The sequence below is a fragment of the Faecalicatena orotica genome (assembly GCF_003149245.1).
Taxonomy (GTDB): Bacteria; Bacillota; Clostridia; order Lachnospirales; family Lachnospiraceae; genus Faecalicatena_A; species Faecalicatena_A orotica.
Window position 1 is genome coordinate 78673 of the sequence record NZ_QGDL01000015.1, and the last position, 19732, is coordinate 98404.

General features: G+C 42.0%; 17 protein-coding genes. 10 read left to right on the top strand and 7 right to left on the bottom strand.

Annotated features, from left to right (window positions below; translation table 11 throughout):
- The first annotated feature begins 70 nt into the window (after positions 1-70).
- The 3 genes from A8806_RS21000 to A8806_RS21010 all read left to right on the top strand — a co-directional run bounded on the left by A8806_RS21000 (position 71) and on the right by A8806_RS21010 (position 4506).
- Positions 71-883: a MerR family transcriptional regulator gene (locus tag A8806_RS21000; protein ID WP_109733133.1), complete on the top strand. Its 813-nt coding sequence runs from the start codon at positions 71-73 to the stop codon at positions 881-883.
- Positions 884-1004: 121 nt separating this feature from the next.
- Positions 1005-1922, top strand: coding sequence for a tyrosine-type recombinase/integrase (locus A8806_RS21005; protein ID WP_109733134.1), 918 nt, complete (start codon positions 1005-1007; stop codon positions 1920-1922).
- 331 nt (positions 1923-2253) lie between these two features.
- Positions 2254-4506 carry a radical SAM protein gene (locus tag A8806_RS21010; protein ID WP_181368816.1) on the top strand — a complete coding sequence of 751 codons (2253 nt, stop codon included), beginning with the start codon at positions 2254-2256 and terminating at the stop codon, positions 4504-4506.
- An 11-nt stretch (positions 4507-4517) separates the two neighbouring features.
- Here the strand turns inward: A8806_RS21010 and A8806_RS21015 are convergent, their stop codons facing one another.
- The gene (locus A8806_RS21015) at positions 4518-6116 is read right to left on the bottom strand and encodes a pentapeptide repeat-containing protein (protein WP_109733136.1); all 1599 of its coding nucleotides are present in this window, start codon (positions 6114-6116) and stop codon (positions 4518-4520) included.
- A 285-nt stretch (positions 6117-6401) separates the two neighbouring features.
- On the opposite strand from A8806_RS21015, the gene A8806_RS21020 reads away from it, so the two are divergent.
- Entirely contained in the window at positions 6402-7718 is a 1317-nt protein-coding gene (locus A8806_RS21020) for a replication-associated recombination protein A (RefSeq protein WP_109733137.1), read from the top strand.
- Here A8806_RS21020 and A8806_RS21025 read toward each other — a convergent pair.
- From A8806_RS21025 to A8806_RS21035, 3 genes are read right to left on the bottom strand one after another with little or no spacing between them, the layout of a single operon-like run.
- Positions 7695-8207, bottom strand: a complete 513-nt coding sequence (locus tag A8806_RS21025; protein ID WP_109733138.1) for a DUF4364 family protein — start codon at positions 8205-8207, stop codon at positions 7695-7697. The genes A8806_RS21020 and A8806_RS21025 overlap by 24 nt on opposite strands.
- On the bottom strand, positions 8200-9126 hold the full coding sequence (mnmL, locus tag A8806_RS21030) for a tRNA modification radical SAM protein MnmL/YtqA (RefSeq protein WP_109733139.1): 927 nt from the start codon (positions 9124-9126) through the stop codon (positions 8200-8202). Before mnmL ends, A8806_RS21025 begins: the two co-directional genes overlap by 8 nt.
- A complete protein-coding gene (locus A8806_RS21035; RefSeq protein ID WP_109733214.1) occupies positions 9127-10275 on the bottom strand; it encodes an NAD(P)-dependent malic enzyme in 1149 nt (382 codons plus the stop codon).
- A gap of 303 nt (positions 10276-10578) precedes the next feature.
- Between A8806_RS21035 and rho the strand changes: the two genes are divergently transcribed.
- A complete protein-coding gene (gene rho / locus A8806_RS21040) occupies positions 10579-11928 on the top strand; it encodes a transcription termination factor Rho (RefSeq protein ID WP_109733140.1) in 1350 nt (449 codons plus the stop codon).
- Positions 11929-11940: 12 nt separating this feature from the next.
- On the opposite strand, the gene A8806_RS21045 is transcribed toward rho, so the two are convergent.
- On the bottom strand, positions 11941-12702 hold the full coding sequence (locus tag A8806_RS21045; protein ID WP_109733141.1) for a sulfite exporter TauE/SafE family protein: 762 nt from the start codon (positions 12700-12702) through the stop codon (positions 11941-11943).
- Between the two features lie 235 nt (positions 12703-12937).
- Here A8806_RS21045 and rpmE point away from each other — a divergent pair, with 235 nt between their 5' ends.
- The 4 genes from rpmE (at position 12938) to prfA (ending at position 16216) form a co-directional block, all read left to right on the top strand.
- Positions 12938-13138: a 50S ribosomal protein L31 gene (rpmE, locus tag A8806_RS21050; RefSeq protein WP_109733142.1), complete on the top strand. Its 201-nt coding sequence runs from the start codon at positions 12938-12940 to the stop codon at positions 13136-13138.
- A 135-nt stretch (positions 13139-13273) separates the two neighbouring features.
- Positions 13274-14206 (top strand): DUF1385 domain-containing protein, encoded by a 933-nt coding sequence (locus A8806_RS21055; protein ID WP_109733143.1) that lies wholly within the window; start codon positions 13274-13276, stop codon positions 14204-14206.
- On the top strand, positions 14203-15111 hold the full coding sequence (prmC, locus tag A8806_RS21060; protein ID WP_109733144.1) for a peptide chain release factor N(5)-glutamine methyltransferase: 909 nt from the start codon (positions 14203-14205) through the stop codon (positions 15109-15111). The genes A8806_RS21055 and prmC overlap by 4 nt, the downstream gene beginning before the upstream one ends.
- Positions 15112-15142: 31 nt before the next feature.
- Positions 15143-16216, top strand: coding sequence for a peptide chain release factor 1 (gene prfA / locus A8806_RS21065; protein WP_109733145.1), 1074 nt, complete (start codon positions 15143-15145; stop codon positions 16214-16216).
- A gap of 146 nt (positions 16217-16362) precedes the next feature.
- On the opposite strand, the gene A8806_RS21070 is transcribed toward prfA, so the two are convergent.
- Positions 16363-16980: a VanZ family protein gene (locus A8806_RS21070; protein ID WP_109733146.1), complete on the bottom strand. Its 618-nt coding sequence runs from the start codon at positions 16978-16980 to the stop codon at positions 16363-16365.
- Between the two features lie 232 nt (positions 16981-17212).
- Positions 17213-17755 (bottom strand): Uma2 family endonuclease, encoded by a 543-nt coding sequence (locus tag A8806_RS21075; protein WP_109733147.1) that lies wholly within the window; start codon positions 17753-17755, stop codon positions 17213-17215.
- 169 nt (positions 17756-17924) lie between these two features.
- Here A8806_RS21075 and A8806_RS21080 point away from each other — a divergent pair, with 169 nt between their 5' ends.
- Positions 17925-19667 carry an ABC transporter ATP-binding protein gene (locus A8806_RS21080; RefSeq protein ID WP_109733148.1) on the top strand — a complete coding sequence of 581 codons (1743 nt, stop codon included), beginning with the start codon at positions 17925-17927 and terminating at the stop codon, positions 19665-19667.
- The last annotated feature ends 65 nt before the right edge of the window (positions 19668-19732 follow it).

Here is a 19732-nt window from a genome sequence, read left to right on the forward strand (position 1 = left end):
ATCTTTACAGCATTTATAATAAAGTATACAGTTACTGTAAAGTCAACAATGGAATGAAAAGAGGTTAAAAATGAAAAGAAATCTGGCAAAACTGACTACGGCACAATTTGCCAAACTGCACAAGGTAAATAAACGGACACTGCATTACTATGATATGATCGGTCTTTTTTCACCAGATATGAAAGGAGATAACGGCTATAGATACTATGACATTTCACAAAGTATAGATTTTGAATATATCCGGATGCTGAAAGATTTGAACATGAGCATTGAAGAAATACAAACTTATCTGCAGCATCCTGATTCAGAGAGCTTTATTAAAATGGCTGAAATAAAAGAAAAAGAAATTGAAACACAAATACAGAACTTAAAGAAGGTAAAACAGGTATTACATACGAAAAGGGAGCAGGCAGTTTTTTGCAGGACATTAGGTGAACAAGAAATCAGAATTACAGAATGCGATGCTGAAGAATATTTTATCCTTCCTTATGATTTCTTAAATGATGATTTAACAGATTTATTTTCATATGTAAAAGAATCCTGGAGCATCGAGCAGATCCGTATGGGGATCGGGGGATTTATATCCGCAGATAAAATCATGAGAGGGGAATTTGATATATATGACGGTATCTATTCTCCTGCGGCAAAGGGCCCGTCGTCCGCGAAAAAGCTAGTAAGGCCAAAAGGAAAATATTTATGCGGTTATCAAAAAGGAACATGGGACAAATTACCTCAGATTTATCATAAGATGATTTCATTTGCAAAAGATCATGATTTCAAGCTGGCTGGGTATGCTTATGAATCAGGTCTCAATGAATTTATGATTGATAGTGAAAATGAGTATATTACACAGATCATGATAAAAATTGAGCAGATACATTGATTTACAGGATAAATTACGAAAATAAGTCATCCGAAAACAAATGCTAAATATATTACAACTGTTTAGTTACGAAATGTATGCTACACTGTATGGTATATTTTTAATGCTGGAGGATGAAAGAATGGAGATACAACAAAGAGTAAAATCTTATCTGGAGTATTGTGAATTTAGAAAACAGCTTGACGGTAAAACGTTAAAGGCATACAGGATTGATTTAAGGCAATATTTGACTTTTATGGACCAGAAAGAGCCGAGCAAAGAGCAGTTGGAGCTTTATATAACAGATCTGCATAAAAAGTACAAGCAGAAAACAGTAAAACGAAAACTGGCAAGCGTAAAGGCTTTTTACAATTATCTGGAAGAGGAGGAAATCATAGAAGAAAATCCGTTTCGGAACATTAAGGTTAAATTCAAAGAAAATATCATTTTGCCCAGAATTATTCCGAGAGATGAGATAGAGCGGCTATTGAATTATATGCATTCACATCTTCGGGAGGAACGTAAAAAAGGCAATAAATACTGGCTGCGTGATCTGGCCGTGATAGAAATGTTTTTTGCTACAGGCGCAAGGGTTTACGAGATATCAAACATTAGGGCAGACTGTGTCGATCTGGGTTCTGGAACAATTAGATTCATGGGGAAGGGCGGAAAAGAGCGATATGTTCAGATCGGAGAGCCTTCCGTGATAAGGTTGTTAAGAGAGTACTCTGACGAAAATAGGAGAGAAATCAGAAAGAGCGGATACTTCTTTATAAATCAGCGGGGAGAACGATTTACAGAGCAGTCTGTCAGACTGATGCTGAAAAAGCATACCAAACAGGCCGGAATAGACAGAAACATCACACCTCACATGTTCCGGCATTCATTTGCCACATATCTGATTGAAGAAGGTGTTGACATCAGTTGTGTGCAGCAGATACTTGGTCACAGTTCAATAAAAACAACACAGATATATATTCATGTGGCGGCGAGACGACAGGCGGAGATATTGCGGAGCATGCATCCCCGGAATCAAATGAAAATCATAAGCGCTGCATAGATTAAATGTACAAAAAGTGGGGGATTAGGCCGGCTTAAGAGGGTGGTCTATTTGTGGTATAGAAAAATTGAAAAGTAGGTTCAGAGGAGAAAAAGAAAAGATTCAGGTTGTCGAAAATAGGGAAATATGGTATTATTGCTGTGTGGTGAACAGTTTTCTCGAAATAAGTACAAGGGAGAACTATCGCCTTTTTTATTATTTTATTTTCGGGTGGATAGCAAGAGAATTTTTATAATCAGGGTATTGGATAATACATAGTTATCTATTATTGATTTAAATGCTGCAAATGTATAAAGTCTTAACACAATTAATTTAGAAAGGAGCAATGCAAATGAGTTATTATGTATGGGTCGGACCTCGTGAGTCTGATTGTATTTTTTCTGATCTATTTTCTGATTCTATATGCTATTTTACAGATAAAAACCCGCAAGCCATCCGTATGCTGCATATATATGATCCAAGTTATAAGCAGTTTATCATTAAGGAGATGAATCGTATATTAAAAGACCATTCTGATGCGGCTTTTATTTTTTACAATCCCAAAATTGCTTATAATATTCCTGCGGAACTTAGGTCAAAGGTAAAATGTCTCAATACTAAGTATCTACTAGAACTTTTAAGTGATAAAATCTATACGCGCTTTTGGTTGGCAGGTCATGTTCCAGTTCTTCCATCCAGACTTCTCGAATCACAAAGTCTTACGTTTCAGACACTAGAAGAAAAAGTATGTCCATCAGAACATTATGTAGTACAGCAAAACAAAAATTCTGGAGGATTCGGTACATATTATGTAAGTAAGGAAAATACTGTATTAAGTGAATTGAAAAATAAAACTAAAGAAGTATTTATTGTATCTCCTTACAAAGAAAAATCTATTTCTGTGAATGTAAATGTTATTATTTTTAAAGAAACAGAAGCTATATTTGAACCGTCTCTACAAATTGTATTACATGATGAAGCACAACTATTATATCATGGGGCAGATTTTATCGCATTACAAAAAATGTCTCCTAAAAGAAAAGCTAAAATAGTAGAATATTCGATGAAAATTGTGCAGAAACTTAGAGGGTTGGGATTTTTAGGGATTTTAGGGATTGATTATTTAATGACAGAAGAAGTATATTTTCTAGAGATTAACCCTAGATTTCAAGCTTCCGGATTTCTCATTGATAAGGCCTTAAAAGAATGTAATTATCCTTCTTTAGCTGAAATGAATCTTGCGTCTTTTTTTAAACAAGATGATAACTCAATTATACCATCCGTTAATAATATGAGTATACCATACAGTTTTTACAAATACCTGTATACTCCAAATAGCAAACACAATATACATGTTTATGAACGAGCAAATGCAAACCCCTATGTTGAGAAAATATGTACTGATGGATGGAATATTGAAACGCCTGCAGAGCCTAAGGCTTACTGTTATAGTTTGATTTTCAATACCAATATAACTTCCCTGAATTCTGACGCTTCGTTTGATATCTACTCGAATATTCCGGGGGATAAAGAATTTATAGATAAAAATCAGAATGAAAGGATATTTTCTTATAAGATTGCATTACTAAATCAGGGGTGCTCTATATCACCTAACGCTTTAAAGGTATTACAGGAAAAAGGTACAATAAAACATGCCGTTTTTCATGCCATTGATTTTTACTGTTTTCATGGTATTCCTGTAAATTCTCCTGTAAATTTGAAATTTACAGACTTTTCACCATTTACTGTTTGTTCTGATGAAAGCGATAACCTGCAACTTCAATATTATGGTAGTGTTATCTCAAACATTGATATTGAATTAAAGCCTGACTGGTCAGAATATATAACCAGTTCAGGAATTGCGTATGAGCGTATAGCGTATTTATCGACAGACCGTTTGAGATTAAAACACGAGGGGGTTTGTTATTTTAAACTCCAAGAAAAAGGCTGCTATTTTTGTAATATACCAAAATCAAATATAGTAATCAAGAACTCTGATTTAGAAGAAGTAATTAAAAATCTAGTGTATGCCCCTTCTTTTCGACATATTTTGATCGGTGGCGGTTCTGGTAACCCTGAAACAGAGTATAAACAAATAGAATTTATTGCCCAAACTATCAGGCAAGTCAATTCACAAATTCCTATTTATTTAATGAGCCTTCCACCTAATAATCTTCAGATTCTTGATTTATATTATCAGGTAGGAATTTCTGAAATATCTTTTAATATTGAAGTATTCAACCGTCAGACAGCCAAGAGAATCATGCCGGGCAAGGGGAACATACCGTTAGAAAGATATTTAGAAGCACTGGAATATGGGGCCAGATTATGGGGAAAAACGGGAAACGTACGCACAGCTTTGATTGTAGGCTTAAATGATACGGCATCTCTGTTAGACGGAATAGAACTTTTGTGTCAAAAGGGGATACAACCGATGCTTTCGGTCTTTCGTCCATTACCTAACACTAGATTGGAATGGATGGTTCCCCCTTCTAATCAGGTATTGATGGATGTTTATAATAAGGCACAAAAAATATGCCATTCCCATCAGCTAACATTGGGCCCTTCATGTGATGCTTGTAAAAATAATATGTTGGCTTTATAAGCAAGTGTACTTTATTTGAACTTGGAATACTGTATTATCTCAGGTGGTGCATCGGAAGGGATATTACCATAAATGATATGATGTACTTTAGTAACTTGAATATCATTTTTGGTAATATCTTTCCTTAAAATTTCCTGCTGCACTTTTTGTTTTTCTAATTCCTGTAGCTGTTTTTTCTTGTTTAGTTCAAGTTCTTCATTTTCTAAAGCGATCTGTGAACGCTTTAGGTCAATCTTTGCCTTTTCCAATTCATACTCTCGTTGTGTCTTTTTATACTGTAAGTCAATCTTATCCAACTTCCGTTTTGTAACTTTCTCTTGTAAGATAAAGCTTCCGAGCAGGATGGAATAGACAGATGGTATAATAATTTTTAGAGCCTCATAAACGTCCTGTATTTTTAGTAAAAATTCAACGTTCGAATTGTGCCGACATGTAATATGATGTTCCTCCTTCTCAGTGGAGCCGAATTCGATTATTTTTTCTAAAGTAGTTAATAGAAAACCTAATTTTAGTGTTTCTCTGTGATTAATATTGGTAAAAATAGATAATTCAGCAGTAGCGATTCCGCTTTTGTTGTTATCAAGTAAAAAAGTCTCGATCTCATATTTGTAAGATAAATAGTTAAACAAATCTCCTTTTGTTAAATCTGGGAATGATATGTGGGTGTTGATATAATCATATATCTTCTGCCTGTCATGGAAATCGAAAACTTCGTATTTATTTATTAACTTACTAAAATACTTAATAAGCCTAAAATTCCCTTCATTGGAGGCCGATAAAATCCCACTCAAAATAGCTGTTTGTGCCAATTGATATTCCCCTTGTGCCAAGTATATGTTAGCCAACGGAAATAAATCATAGGTACCTGTATAATAGACTATTAGTATATCTAGTAAATCCAAATATTCTTCTTTCCTTATTCTTCCTTCTGACGAACAGAAAGAAGTAATATATACAGAATCATTGGTTGTCATAAGGTATGAGAGAAGCCCGTATGTAAAACAGATCTGTGAAAATGGCAAGACAACATCATCCATATGAATATCATTAAATTCTGCATAATCTATATTTAAGTCACTAAAACGAATCCGATTCATGTTAACATTGTCAAACAAAGTATCTTCCAGAGTGCAAGAGTAGAAGTTTGTATTGGAGATATTCCCATTAATAAATGCTGTTTTCTGAAACACACTATGTTGAAATTTAACATGATCAATCAGAAAATCGCCATCAAATAAACTTTGATTAAAATTAGTATTCGTGACTGCATGATCTTCCTCATGATTCATGATCTGCGCCCCTGGAAAGAAGCATTCTTGAAAATTTGCATTTGCAATGACACAGTTATCAAAAGTACATGACTGGAATATGGAACCTGCAGCAGCAGTATTTCTAAATATACTGCCTTGAAATCTCTTTTGGTTAAACTTGGAACGTTTAAGACTTTCTCCAGTATAATCCCCATTGTCGTTACCGCCGACAGCTACGATAAAAGGCGCTGCTTTAAATTTTGTTTTATTTTTGCAGTGTTTTAAAAGACTTTCAACAGCATGATCCAATTCCTTTTTCGAAGGAAAAGATAATTCTTTAGAAATTATAGAATAGTCCATATTCAATCCTCTTTCTATGTATATAAATCAATAATAGATAACTATGTATTATCCAATACGAAAGAATTATTAAAGTAAATAACCCATTATAGATAAATTGTCCGTATATGATTTTAGTTTTATGACTTACTTTTGTTCGGAGATTGCTCGGATTGATTATATGCCAACAAGAGAAAGAGGTATTGAATTTTCCGTCCTTTTGGAATAATATAAGTATCAGGCTCTATTTTTAAAGTAGACTGTATGAACAGCAATGTATAATTCTATGGAAAGGAAGTTGTCATCATGGATTTATTTGACTATATGAGAGAAACAAAGCAGGAGAAGGAGTCACCTCTTGCGTCAAGGATGCGTCCTACGACTCTGGATGAGGTGGTGGGCCAGCAGCACATTATCGGAAAGGACAAGCTGCTGTACCGGGCAATTAAGGCTGACAAGCTTGGCTCCCTGATTTTTTACGGCCCGCCGGGGACGGGTAAGACGACACTGGCGAAGGTGATTGCCAATACGACGAGTTCTGAATTCAAGCAGATCAATGCGACGATTGCAGGGAAGAAGGACATGGAGGAAGTGGTGAAAGGAGCGAAGGAGCTTCTGGGGATGTACCAGAAGAAGACGATTCTGTTTGTCGATGAGATTCACCGTTTCAATAAGGGACAGCAGGATTACCTTCTGCCTTACGTGGAAGACGGCACGATCACGCTGATTGGCGCCACCACGGAGAATCCTTATTTTGAAGTGAACGGGGCCCTGATATCACGTTCCAGTGTGTTTGAACTGCGGTCACTGAGCAAAGACGAGGTGAAGACTCTGATAAAACGGGCAGTCTATGATGAGAAGAAGGGGATGGGGAGCTTTTCGGCTGAGATCGAAGACGATGCGCTGGATTTTCTCGCTGATGTTTCCGGCGGGGATGCGAGAAATGCCTTGAATGCTGTTGAGCTCGGAATCCTCACGACGGAGCGAAGTGCGGATGGGAAAATACATATTACGCTGGATGTGGCTTCCGAATGTATCCAGAAGAGGGTAGTGCGGTATGATAAGACAGGAGATAACCATTACGATACCATTTCTGCGTTCATTAAGAGTATGCGCGGGTCAGACCCGGATGCGGCCGTTTATTATCTGGCGAAGATGCTCTATGCGGGCGAAGATATTAAGTTCATTGCCAGAAGGATCATGATCTGTGCCTCCGAGGATGTGGGCAATGCCGATCCGATGGCACTGACGGTTGCAGTGTCCGCGGCTCAGGCGGTGGAGCGGATCGGTATGCCGGAATCCCAGATTATTCTGTCCCAGGCAGTCACTTATGTGGCATCCGCTCCGAAGAGCAACTCAGCCACGAATGCTATTTTTTCCGCAATGGAGAGAGTAAAGAACCAGAAGACGACTGTCCCGTCACATCTTCAGGACGCGCATTATAAGGGATCACAGAAGCTGGGGCATGGCATCGGCTATAAATATGCCCATGATTATCCGAACCACTATGTTGACCAGCAGTATCTCCCGGATGAAATAAAAGACGCCAGATTCTACGAACCGGGCGTCATGGGTTATGAAAAAACAATCAAAGAACATTTAGAGAAGCTTAGACAGGAGTAATGCATAGATATCCTGGCATTGTCCGGTCCAGTTATTTGCGATGGTTTCGGCCTCGACCTCTGTAGGAACGGTAAGTTTCAGGTCGATGAGGCTGAAACCATTTTCTACGATCTGGCACTGCACATCGTATTCATGCCTTGTATTCAGATAGTAATCAGACTTTATGGCAACTTCTTCTTTCAGGTCATACTGCTTTTCCTTCAGAAATTCATCAATATCTTTCTGGATTGCAGGGGAGATTTTATTTTTGAAAAATTGAATGGTTTCTTCCCCGTTCTCGGTCAGGTGATATAATGTCCTGTTATGGGTTGTCTCGACCCTGAGTAATCCTGACTCCATCATTTCTGACAAGGTCTCCTGAAGCTTAAAGTACGTTGTGTAGCCTTTGTCCAGTATAAATTCTGAGATTTGTGAGGTCGTCAGCGGAAAGTCTACTTTCTCGAGCATGTACAATACAATTAGTTTATAGAGTGTGAATGATTCAGCCATAATACTCCTTTCCCTGCCAGATATCCTGCTCCTTTAAATAGCGGTGCAGTGTATTCAGCACAGTTCTTTTATTGCTTGTCCACAGAGGGGCGGTCAGAAGACTGCCCGGTCCGTCGCCTGTCAGGCGGTGGATTGTGATCTGCGGATTCAGGTGTGAGATACAGGTCCCCAGAAAACGGATATATTCATCCATATCCGGAACCGGGAAGGGATGCGCCTCATATACTTCTGCAAGGTCTGTATCTTTTAAAATATGCAGAAGCTGGAGCTTTATTCCCTGAATATCCATATGATTCAGATAATCAAGTGTTTCCATCATCATTTCTTTCGTCTCTCCGGGAAGGAAGAGGATTGTATGGACTATGACGGTAATTCCAAGTGCCCTCAGATCCTTCACTGCTTTTTCAAAAACAGGCAGTTCATAACCCCTGCGGATGAACTTAGCAGTATCTGCGTGTATGGTCTGCAGGCCAAGCTCGATCCAGACAGGCTTTATCCGGTTTAACCGTCCCAACAGTTCCAACACGTCATCACCGAGACAGTCAGGCCTTGTTGCAACGGAAAGAATCTTTACATCCTCGTCCTGAACAGCTTCTGTAAAGAGCTGTTCCAGACGGCTTAACGGGGCATAGGTGTTAGTAAATGCCTGAAAATAAGCAATATAAGAGTGGACCGGCCTTTTTCCGTTCAGTTCCTGCTTGCCGCGTGCAATCTGTTCCGAGATGGACAGCGTTTTCGGACCGGCAAAATCACCGGAACCACTGGCACTGCAGAAGATGCAGCCGCCTGTTCCGACGGTCCCGTCACGGTTCGGGCATGTCATGCCCCCGTTCAGTGTAATCTTATAAACTTTTTCGTGGTAAATCTGCTTTAAATCATAATCCAGAGAGTGGTAGCGCTTTTCCCCCCAGCGGTTCATCTATATCAATTCCTTTACTGCTTTGCTTACTGCATCAGCCACACGCGGATCGAATGCTTCCGGAAGAATATTGTTTTCATTCAATTCTTCGTCAGGTACAAGACCTGCAATCGCCTTTGCGGTCGCCAGCTTCATTTCTTCTGTAATCTGTGCTGCACGTCCTTCCAGAGCCCCTTTGAAGATCCCTGGGAATGCAACGACATTATTGACCTGGTTCGGGAAATCAGAACGCCCTGTTCCGACTACTTTTGCCCCCGCTTCTTTCGCAAGGTCAGGCATGATCTCCGGAACAGGATTCGCCATAGCAAAGAGGATGGCATCCTGGTTCATGGAAGCGACCATCTCTTTTGTGACGATGTTAGGAGCCGAGACACCTACAAAAATGTCAGCACCTTTCAGGGCGTCTGCCAGTGTGCCTGTATTTCCTTCAAGGTTTGTGACTTCAGTCATCTTTTCCTGCATCCAGTTCAGATTAGGGGAAGCCTTGCTGATGATGCCATTGATGTCACACATTGTAACATTCTGAAAACCGTATGTGAGAAGCAGCTTCGTGATGGCCACCCCTGCAGAACCCGCGCCGTTAACCACGACTTTACAGCTTTCTTTTGCTTTTCCCGTCACTTTCAGGGCATTGATTACACCAGCCAGTACAACAATGGCCGTACCATGCTGGTCATCGTGGAAAACAGGAATATCCAGAAGTTCCTTCAGGCGCTCCTCAATTTCGAAACAGCGCGGTGCCGAAATATCTTCCAGATTGATCCCGCCGAAGGCAGGGGCTATATTTACAATTGTTTTAATGATCTCTTCTGTATCCTGGGTGTCCAGACAGATCGGCACGGCATTGACACCGCCAAATTCTTTGAACAGGACGGCCTTCCCTTCCATAACGGGCATCGCCGCACGTGCACCGATGTTACCGAGCCCAAGGACTGCGCTCCCGTCAGATACGACCGCGATCGTATTCGCTTTGATTGTATATTTATACGCCGTATCCGGATCTTTAGCAATGACCTTACACGGTTCTGCAACACCCGGGGTATAAGCGATAGCAAGGTCTTCCCTTGAATTCACATGGGCTTTTGCTGTGGTCTCGATTTTTCCGTTCCATTGTTCATGCATCTGCAATGCTTTTTCACTGTTTGTCATTTTGTTACCTCGCTGTTTTATAATGATCTTCTTATTGTTATATCTGTTCATTATCATATCACTCTTGGAAATGCAACGCAAGCAGGAAACAAAATGGTTTGTGATAGTTTTGCAAAAAAAACTTTCCTTTTTACGAAAGATGATGTATAATGGGTACAGATTTAATACATCTATGGAGACAGGTATGGCATACATCCCTGAATTCGGACAAGTCACTTCAGACTAAGGTTCCCGCGACATTTTTTATAAAATGAATACATGAACTTAATAACATTAATTTTAAAGAAAGGAATAGTTGAATTTATGACGAGAGAAAAGTATGAATCTCTGCCTCTTGCTACACTTAAGGAGCTTGCAAAGGCCAGAAAAATGAAAGGCGTTTCCACGATGAAAAAAAGTGATCTGATAGAGGCTATGCTTTCACAGGACAAGAAAGAAGAAATGGAGGAGGCAAAGGCAGAAGCGAAGGAAGAAATTAAAGAAGAATTAAAAGATAAGAAGGAGACTACTGATATCGAGCAGCTGGACAGCGGGGAAACAGCGAACGGTATTCTGGAGGTACTGCCTGACGGATATGGGTTTATCCGCTGTGAGAATTATCTGCCGGGGGAGAAGGACGTATATGTTTCACCTTCCCAGATCCGCAGATTTAATTTGAAAACAGGAGATATTATTACGGGAAACAAAAGAATTAAGACACAGTCTGAAAAGTTCAGCGCTCTTTTGTATGTTTCAACAATTAACGGACTGAGGCCGGCAGAAGCGATGAAGCGCACCAATTTCGAAGACCTGACTCCGATTTTCCCGAACCAGCGCCTGCGTCTGGAGACACCGGGATGCTCTACTGCAATGAGAATCGTAGACCTGCTTTCACCAATCGGAAAGGGACAGCGTGGTATGATTGTGTCTCCTCCGAAGGCAGGTAAGACAACCTTGTTAAAAGAGGCGGCACTATCTGTGCAGAAGAGAGAGCCGAACATGCATCTTCTGATCCTCCTGATCGATGAGCGTCCGGAGGAAGTTACCGATATTAAAGAAGCAATCGGGGGACCGAATGTAGAGGTTATTTATTCTACGTTTGATGAACTTCCGGAGCATCACAAAAGAGTGTCTGAGATGGTGATCGAGCGTGCAAAACGTCTTGTTGAGCACGGCAAGGATGTCATGATCCTTCTGGACAGTATCACGAGGCTTGCACGTGCATACAACCTGACCGTTCCACCGTCAGGAAGAACACTTTCCGGCGGTCTCGACCCGGCGGCGCTGCATATGCCGAAGCGTTTCTTTGGTGCGGCGAGAAATATGAGAGAGGGCGGAAGCCTGACCATTCTTGCAACCGCACTTGTTGAGACGGGAAGTAAGATGGATGATGTCGTATACGAGGAGTTCAAAGGTACCGGCAACATGGAACTTGTTCTGGACAGGAAACTGCAGGAGAAGAGAGTATTCCCTGCAATTGATATTCCGAAGTCAGGAACAAGAAGAGAAGACCTTCTGCTGACAAGAGAAGAGCAGGATGCTGTTTACATTATCCGCAGGGCAATGAATGGTATGAAAGCAGATGAGGCTGTGGACAATCTTCTTAATATGTTCGCCCAGACAAAGAACAACGCAGATCTTGTACAGACGGTAATTAAGAAGAAATTTATATAAATCTGATGTACCTTAATATACATTCAGTACTTTTAAGAGCAGAAGGAAAAGGACGAGCAGGATACTCGGTTTTACAATCTTTGCCCCGTTCTTCATAACCATCCCGGCTCCCAGATAACCGCCGGCCATGTTGCATAAAGCGGCGGCGATTCCGACAGGGATCAGAACCTGCCCGTTTATAAGGAATATGACTAAGGATGTAATATTTGTCGTTAAATTAATGACCTTTGCCTGCCCGTTGGATGTCTTAATGCTCAGCTTTGCAAATACGGTGAATGCGATGATCAGAAAGGTTCCGGTCCCCGGACCGTAAAAGCCGTCGTACATACCGATGATCAGGGCGGCGATCGTGGCGGTGAGGTAGGTTCTTTTATCGAGGGTAACCGTATCACTTCCCTTGTCATGGAACAGTTTTTTGTTCAGTACAAGGAATGCAGATACAGGCAGAATCCCGACCAGAACATACAGCATGATTTTTTCCGGCACGATCATGGAGATATGGGCACCGATGGAAGAACCAATGATCGCGGCAATGACAGACGGGACAGCGAGCTTAAAATTTACCAGTCCGTTTTTGATAAAGCGGTAAGTTGCAAGTGCTGTTCCGCAAGTGGAAGACATCTTGTTCGTGGCAACAGCCGTGTGAGGGGGCAGCCCTGCAATCAGATAGGCAGGAAGTGAGATTAGTCCGCCTCCTCCGCCGATGGCATCTACCATTCCGGCAAGGAACAGAAAGGGACAGACAATAAAAAATGTGGATGCTGTAATTTCCATTAGAAGTACTCCTTTGTAATTAAACTTAGTAAGAGCAGTATAACATGACAAAATAACATTACACAACTACTGTATTACTTCTATTTTATGTTGCCCGGCAGGTCTGGTTCAAAAAAATAAGCCGTTTCACAGATTATTCAGAGAAATCACTTGCAAAACAAAAAATCTTATGATACAATAACAAAGCTGTTTAGAGATTATAATAACTATATTTTGAAATAGAGAGGTGAAAATCATGAGAGAAGGAATCCATCCAGAGTACCATCAGGCAACAGTAACTTGCAACTGTGGGAACACATTCGTAACAGGTTCTACAAACAAAGATATCCACGTAGAAATCTGCTCCAAATGCCATCCATTCTACACAGGCCAGCAGAAAGCTAACCAGGCTCGCGGACGTGTAGACAAGTTCAATAAGAAATATGGTATGAAATAGGAATGATTTATTGCAGGCTGAGGTGAAAATCTCAGCCTGTTGTTAAATTATAGCATTGTAGAAGATCATCAAAAGGTCAGCAACTTCAAAGAGAAGGAACTGACCCTTTTTACGGTCCTACAGACAGGAGGATAGATGAAGTCATCTAATATAGGCGGTCAGGCGGTGCTGGAAGGCATCATGATGAAGAACCGGGATAAGTATGCTGTAGCAGTCAGGAAGCCTGACAAAGAGATTGAAGTAAGTGTAGACGAATATAAGAGTGTCATTCCCTGGAAATCGGTGACAAAGGTTCCTTTTATCAGGGGGATTTTCAATTTTATTGATTCGATGGTACTGGGGATGAAGACACTGATGTTTTCTGCCAGCTTTTTTGAAGATGAAGAGGGGACTCCGGAAGTTCTTACGGAAGAGGCCTTAGCAAAGCGGGAGAAAAGGGATAAGATGATCATGAACCTGACCGTTGCCTTTTCTGTCGTTCTGGCGGTGGGGATTTTTATGGTACTCCCTTACTTCCTCAGCAACATTCTTAGAAAACATATAGAATCAAGGGCTGTAATCACGATTCTGGAAGGTGTGATCCGTGTGGGGATATTTCTGGCATACATTCTGCTTGTGTCGAGAATGGAGGATATCCAGAGAACCTTTATGTATCATGGGGCGGAACACAAGTGTATTAACTGCATCGAACACGGACTGACTCTGAATGTAGAGAATGTCCGGGCAAGTTCCAAGCAGCATAAACGCTGTGGGACAAGTTTCTTGTTCTTTGTCATGATTGTAAGTATCATATTCTGTTTCTTTATTACCACGGAATCCCAGATTATGAGGGTGCTTCTGCGTATCGCCCTTTTCCCGCTGATTGCAGGGGTATCTTATGAGATTATCAAGCTGGCGGGAAACAGTGATAATGTGATCGTTAACCTGCTGAGCAGGCCGGGACTCTGGGTACAGAATCTGACGACAAAAGAACCGGACGACAGCATGATTGAAGTGGCAATCTGTGCGGTGGAAGCAGTGTTCGACTGGAAGGCATATGAGGCCGAGAACTTCGGTAGAGAGTTATGACGATGCAGGAAGCATATCAGCAGGGGGAAAAACTGCTGGTGCAGGCACAAATACCGGATGCCCGTCTGGATGCATGGTATCTGCTGGAACATGTGACCGGGGTGAGCCGGGCCATGTATTATGCCATGCCGGACAAGGAACTTTCGGAAGAACAGGCGGATCAGTATTCGGATTTTATCAGCAGGAGGGCGGCACATATCCCGTTGCAGCACCTGACGGGGGAACAGGAATTCATGGGGCTTACCTTCCGGGTAAACGAGCATGTTTTAATCCCGAGACAGGATACAGAACTTGTAGTGGAAGAAGCACTGAAAATCATGGAAAGCTGTTCTGAGGCAGAATATCCGGCAGGTAAAGCGGACGACAGTAAGAAACAGGATTTCAGGGTGCTGGATATGTGCACGGGTTCCGGATGCATTCTTCTTAGCGTGTTGTATCATGCCGGAAAGGATAAAAAGTGCGGGAATCTAAAGATGGCCGGGACCGGCGCGGATATTTCGGAAGAGGCACTGGAAGCTGCACGGATAAATGCAGAATTACTTAATATAGAAGCAGAGTTCATACACAGTGATTTATTCGATGCGGCAGAAGGAAGGTTTGAGCTGATTGTATCGAACCCGCCTTATATCCGTACAGATGAGATCAGTAAGCTTCAGGATGAAGTCCAGGGCCATGACCCGTGGATTGCATTGGATGGAAAAGAGGACGGTCTTTACTTTTACAGGAAGATTATCTCAGGGGCGGGTGGTTACCTGAGTGATGGAGGACACCTTGTATTTGAAATCGGTTTTGACCAGGCTGATGCGGTCAGTACCCTGATGAGGGATGCCGGATTCAGAGATATCATGGTAAAAAAGGACCTTGCAGGTCTTGACCGTGCAGTGATTGGCGTGTATGATAGGTAAAGTAGTGTTAAGTGAGAAAGGATAGAGAAAAATGTTTGACAGATTAGAAGATTTGCTGATCCGTTACGAGGAAGTGATGGGGGAATTACAGGAGCCGGACGTGGCGAATGACCCGGAACGTTTTCGCAGACTGATGAAGGAACAGAGTGATCTGGGTCCGATCGTGGAAGCATATAGAGAATACAAGCAGTGTAAACAAAACATAGAGGACAGCCTCATCATGCTGGACGAGGAGTCCGATGACGAGATGCGTGAGATGGCGAAGGAAGAATTAAATGAGTCAAAAGCACGTGTAGAAGAATTGGAACAGGAACTGAAGATCCTGCTTCTTCCAAAAGACCCGAACGATGACAAGAACGTTATGGTGGAGATCCGTGCGGGTGCCGGCGGAGACGAGGCGGCTTTATTCGCGGCAGAGATTTACCGTATGTATGTCCATTATGCGGAAGGACGCCGCTGGAAGATAGAGATGATCTCTCTGAACGAGAATGGGATCGGCGGATTCAAGGAATGTGTATTCATGATCACAGGACAGGGAGCGTATTCCCGTTTAAAATATGAGAGCGGTGTACACCGTGTACAGCGTGTGCCGGAAACGGAAAGCGGTGGAAGAATCCATACATCAACGATCACGGTTGCGATTATGCCTGAGGCGGAGGATGTCGATGTTGTGATTGAGGACAAAGATATCCGTATTGATGTTATGCGTGCATCCGGAAACGGCGGACAGTGCGTCAATACGACAGACTCTGCCGTACGTCTGACGCATTACCCGACCGGAATTGTTATCTATAGCCAGACAGAGAAGTCACAGCTCCAGAACAAGGAAAAAGCGTTCAGGCTGCTCCGTTCCAAGCTGTATGACCTGGAGATGGAGAAGCAGCAGGCGTCAGAGGCGGAGGCAAGAAGAAGCCAGATTGGTACCGGCGACAGATCTGAAAAGATCAGGACTTACAACTTCCCGCAGGGAAGGGTCACTGACCATAGAATTAAGCTGACACTCCATAAGCTGGATACAGTATTAAACGGAGATCTGGATGAGATTATTGACAGCCTGATTGCGGCAGACCAGAGTGCAAAACTTGCAAATATGAATAATGAGTAATGAATAGAAAAAAGAAGCATACAGGGATAACGATTGATTCCGTAGAATCAGCCGCCACCCTGTGTGCTTTTTTGCATAAAACCCGGAAACAATAGCACAGATGTGCATCTATTCTGCGGGTTAAAAGTATGTTCTTACTTTTGGGGTCACATGAAGAACGTCCGCACCATCCAGCGCCAGTTAAAGAGGAAAAATTCACCGGCCATGCTGAGTACGAGATAGACTGCAGCCTCTTTGCCGGAGAGTGAAATTTCTCTTTTCCCGCCTTTAGGGTGGAACAGACATACGAAGATAATCCAGATGACATACCCGGCGACGGCTCCGAGCGTATTCATGATAAGATCATCTATATCTGTCACACGGTTGTTGAACAGCTGGCAGAATTCGATACCGAAGGAATATCCTGCTCCTGCCAGAAGTACTTTGAGCGGGGAGCGGAATTCTTTCCAGATGAACGGAAGCAGGAATCCAAGCGGCATGAACATGATGATATTCAGGGACTGGGAAAAGCCCGTTATATCAGTGAACGGAATCAGGTTGATTTTGTCAACGGAGATGATGCCGTCATATTTCCCAATATCCCAGATAGTGCCGATGCCGGTTGCCTCCAGAACCATATACAGGTACAGTAAGAAAATCAGAACCCAGATAAAATGGGGCCCGCTCAGGCAGACGCCGGGTTTTCTTTTTTGCAGGAATATATAAAAAATACACGGCAGCATCATACATAAAAGCGGGTAAAGTGTTGAAATCAGAATTGTCATAGTATCTCCTCCCTCTGTTTCATCTTTTATTGGTTATCCTTATTTTTACAGGTCCATTTTAAAATTCACGTATTATTTTATTAAGAATTATTTAATTTGGGGAGGAGTTTATGAAGTATAGAAAAATCAAGGGCGATAACTGCTAACCCTTGATTTTACGATGTTTCTTATATATTTTACAGTAGATCAGGATTGTTTTTACTACATCTGAATATTTTTTCACTGTCTGTTATTAGACTAATTGCGCCATTTTGATAACGAGGTCATCATAAATGCAGACGTTGATATCTTCATCAAAAGTATATAGGTTGGATTCTTTCTCTTTCTCGAAATCATATACCATTACCGTATGCTTCTGAGGATCTACAATCCAGTATTCACGTACCCCGGCAGTGCGGTACTTAAACAGCTTTACACCATAATCCATCTGCGGATTGGAAGGGGAGGTTATTTCAATCACCCAGTCCGGAGCGCCGCTGCATCCACTGTCTGTGAGCTTGCTTTTGTCACATATAACGGAGATGTCAGGCTCCACGTAATTTTTATCGTCTTTATTGAGAAAGACTGCAAATGGGGCGGGATATACCTCACAGCAGCCTTCCCTGCGTTTGAGATAGTCGCGAATTTGATAATTTAATTCAGAAACAAGTTTCTGATGCTGTCTGTTGGGCGGTGACATCATATATAGTTTGCCATCAATTAACTCTGCCCGCTGCCCGTCTGGCAGGGAGTAGATATCATCAATAGTATAAGCCCGCTGCTGTGCCAGTGCCATAATACATACCTCCTTATTCGATAAAGTATTGCCTTTTTTCGTCTTCTTTAAAGAAAGGATAACGTGACAAGTTAAAAAAGTCAATAAAAAGAAAGAGAGGTTTACAAACGCCCTTCAACTGGAGTAATATGGTATTCATAAATTGTGAACAGTCAGAGAGGGAATGAAGATGAAAGAGAAACTAAAAAAATTATTTGCATATTATAAGCCCTATATGGGGTTATTTTACAGTGACATGTTTTTCGCTGTCCTGGGGGCGGCCGTGACGCTTGTGATACCCCTGCTTGTCAGGTATATTACGAATGAAGTTATATATTTTGATGCGGATGAGGCAAAACATGCGATTTTTGTACTCGGCGCAGTGATGATCGGCCTCGTCCTGCTGGAAGTCTTCTGTAACTTCTATATCGCCTATTTCGGACATATTATGGGTGCGAAGATGGAAGCCAATATGCGGAGCGATATTTTCGGACATTATCAAAAGCTGACATTTGCTTTCTACGACAATCAGAAGGTGGGGCACCTGCTGTCCAGAATTACAAGTGATCTGTTTGATATTAGCGAACTTCTGCATCACGGACCGGAAGATCTCGTTATTTCTATCATTAAAATTGTCGGTTCATTTATCATTTTACTGACCGTAAACGTAAAACTGGCCCTGATCGCATTCGCATTTATCCCGGTTATGGCCGTATATGCTTTCTATTATAACGGTAAGATGAAGAAGGCGTTCAAACGTAATCGTGAGAAAATTGCAGATATTAACAGCCAGATCGAAGACAGCCTTTCCGGAATCCGGGTTGTAAAATCTTTCGCGAATGAAAATGTAGAGATGAAAAAGTTCAAAGTAGGGAATGATAACTTTGTAGCGGCAAAAAAGACGAGTTATAAATATATGGGAATCTATAACTCCGGCCTTGGTGCAATGAGCACCCTGATTACGGTAATCGTACTGCTCTCGGGAGTCGGGATGATGCTCACGGAGAGCATCGCCGTGACCGATTTGATCACGTTTCTTCTCTATATCAATAACTTCACTGAACCTGTGAAGAAACTGGTAACATTTACAGAGCAGTTCCAGAACGGGTATTCAGGATTTGAAAGATTTCTGGAAGTACTTTCTATTGCACCGGATATCGCAGACGAGCCGGACGCAGTGTCACTCGATGAGGTGAAAGGGGAGATCGAGTTCAAAGGCGTTTCGTTTTATTATGAAAATGAAGCGGATAGGGTTCTCGATAACCTGAACCTGAAAGTGGCAGCAGGGGACTATATTGCGCTGGTCGGCCCCTCTGGTGTTGGAAAGACGACGCTCTGCAGCCTGATACCAAGGTTCTATGAGGTGAAGGAAGGTGGAATCTATCTGGATGGGACGGATATCAGGCATATCAAACTGGAGGAACTGAGGAATCATATCGGAATTGTACAGCAGGATGTGTATCTGTTTGCGGGAAGTATTATGGATAATATCCGCTATGGCAGGCCGGATGCGACAGATGAAGAGGTAGTCCGGGCCGCTAAGAATGCCAATGCACATGAATTTATCATAAGTTTCCCGGAGGGGTATGATACAGATATCGGACAGCGTGGCGTGAAGCTTTCGGGCGGACAGAAACAGCGGCTGTCGATCGCGCGCGTATTCCTGAAGAACCCGGAAGTATTGATTTTTGACGAGGCGACTTCTGCACTGGATAACGAGAGTGAGAAGGTGGTCCAGCAGTCAATGGAAAATCTGGCGGAAAACAGGACTACGTTCGTAATTGCCCACAGGCTTTCAACAATCCGCAATGCACAGCGGATCCTCGTGATGACGGAAACCGGGATTGCGGAAGAAGGAACACATGAAGAACTGATTGAAAAGAAAGGGATCTATGCGGGTCTGTATCAGATGATGCCGGGAGCGTCAGCGTAAAATAGCACTTTTTACGGGAGAATAATTACTTCAGACCGGCAGGGATATTGTCAGATAAAGAGAAA

Bases quoted from the DNA above. Each gene is read 5' to 3' on its own strand.
- rho (WP_109733140.1), top strand. From the start codon at position 10,579: ATGACGAGAGAAAAGTATGAATCTCTGCCTCTTGCTACACTTAAGGAG.
- prmC (WP_109733144.1), top strand. From the start codon at position 14,203: ATGACGATGCAGGAAGCATATCAGCAGGGGGAAAAACTGCTGGTGCAG.
- A8806_RS21010 (WP_181368816.1), top strand. From the start codon at position 2,254: ATGAGTTATTATGTATGGGTCGGACCTCGTGAGTCTGATTGTATTTTT.
- A8806_RS21025 (WP_109733138.1), bottom strand. From the start codon at position 8,207: ATGGCTGAATCATTCACACTCTATAAACTAATTGTATTGTACATGCTC.
- A8806_RS21000 (WP_109733133.1), top strand. From the start codon at position 71: ATGAAAAGAAATCTGGCAAAACTGACTACGGCACAATTTGCCAAACTG.
- A8806_RS21075 (WP_109733147.1), bottom strand. From the start codon at position 17,755: ATGGCACTGGCACAGCAGCGGGCTTATACTATTGATGATATCTACTCC.
- A8806_RS21035 (WP_109733214.1), bottom strand. From the start codon at position 10,275: ATGACAAACAGTGAAAAAGCATTGCAGATGCATGAACAATGGAACGGA.
- A8806_RS21020 (WP_109733137.1), top strand. From the start codon at position 6,402: ATGGATTTATTTGACTATATGAGAGAAACAAAGCAGGAGAAGGAGTCA.
- prfA (WP_109733145.1), top strand. From the start codon at position 15,143: ATGTTTGACAGATTAGAAGATTTGCTGATCCGTTACGAGGAAGTGATG.
- mnmL (WP_109733139.1), bottom strand. From the start codon at position 9,126: ATGAACCGCTGGGGGGAAAAGCGCTACCACTCTCTGGATTATGATTTA.
- A8806_RS21070 (WP_109733146.1), bottom strand. From the start codon at position 16,980: ATGACAATTCTGATTTCAACACTTTACCCGCTTTTATGTATGATGCTG.
- A8806_RS21015 (WP_109733136.1), bottom strand. From the start codon at position 6,116: ATGGACTATTCTATAATTTCTAAAGAATTATCTTTTCCTTCGAAAAAG.
- rpmE (WP_109733142.1), top strand. From the start codon at position 12,938: ATGAGAGAAGGAATCCATCCAGAGTACCATCAGGCAACAGTAACTTGC.
- A8806_RS21055 (WP_109733143.1), top strand. From the start codon at position 13,274: ATGAAGTCATCTAATATAGGCGGTCAGGCGGTGCTGGAAGGCATCATG.
- A8806_RS21005 (WP_109733134.1), top strand. From the start codon at position 1,005: ATGGAGATACAACAAAGAGTAAAATCTTATCTGGAGTATTGTGAATTT.
- A8806_RS21045 (WP_109733141.1), bottom strand. From the start codon at position 12,702: ATGGAAATTACAGCATCCACATTTTTTATTGTCTGTCCCTTTCTGTTC.
- A8806_RS21080 (WP_109733148.1), top strand. From the start codon at position 17,925: ATGAAAGAGAAACTAAAAAAATTATTTGCATATTATAAGCCCTATATG.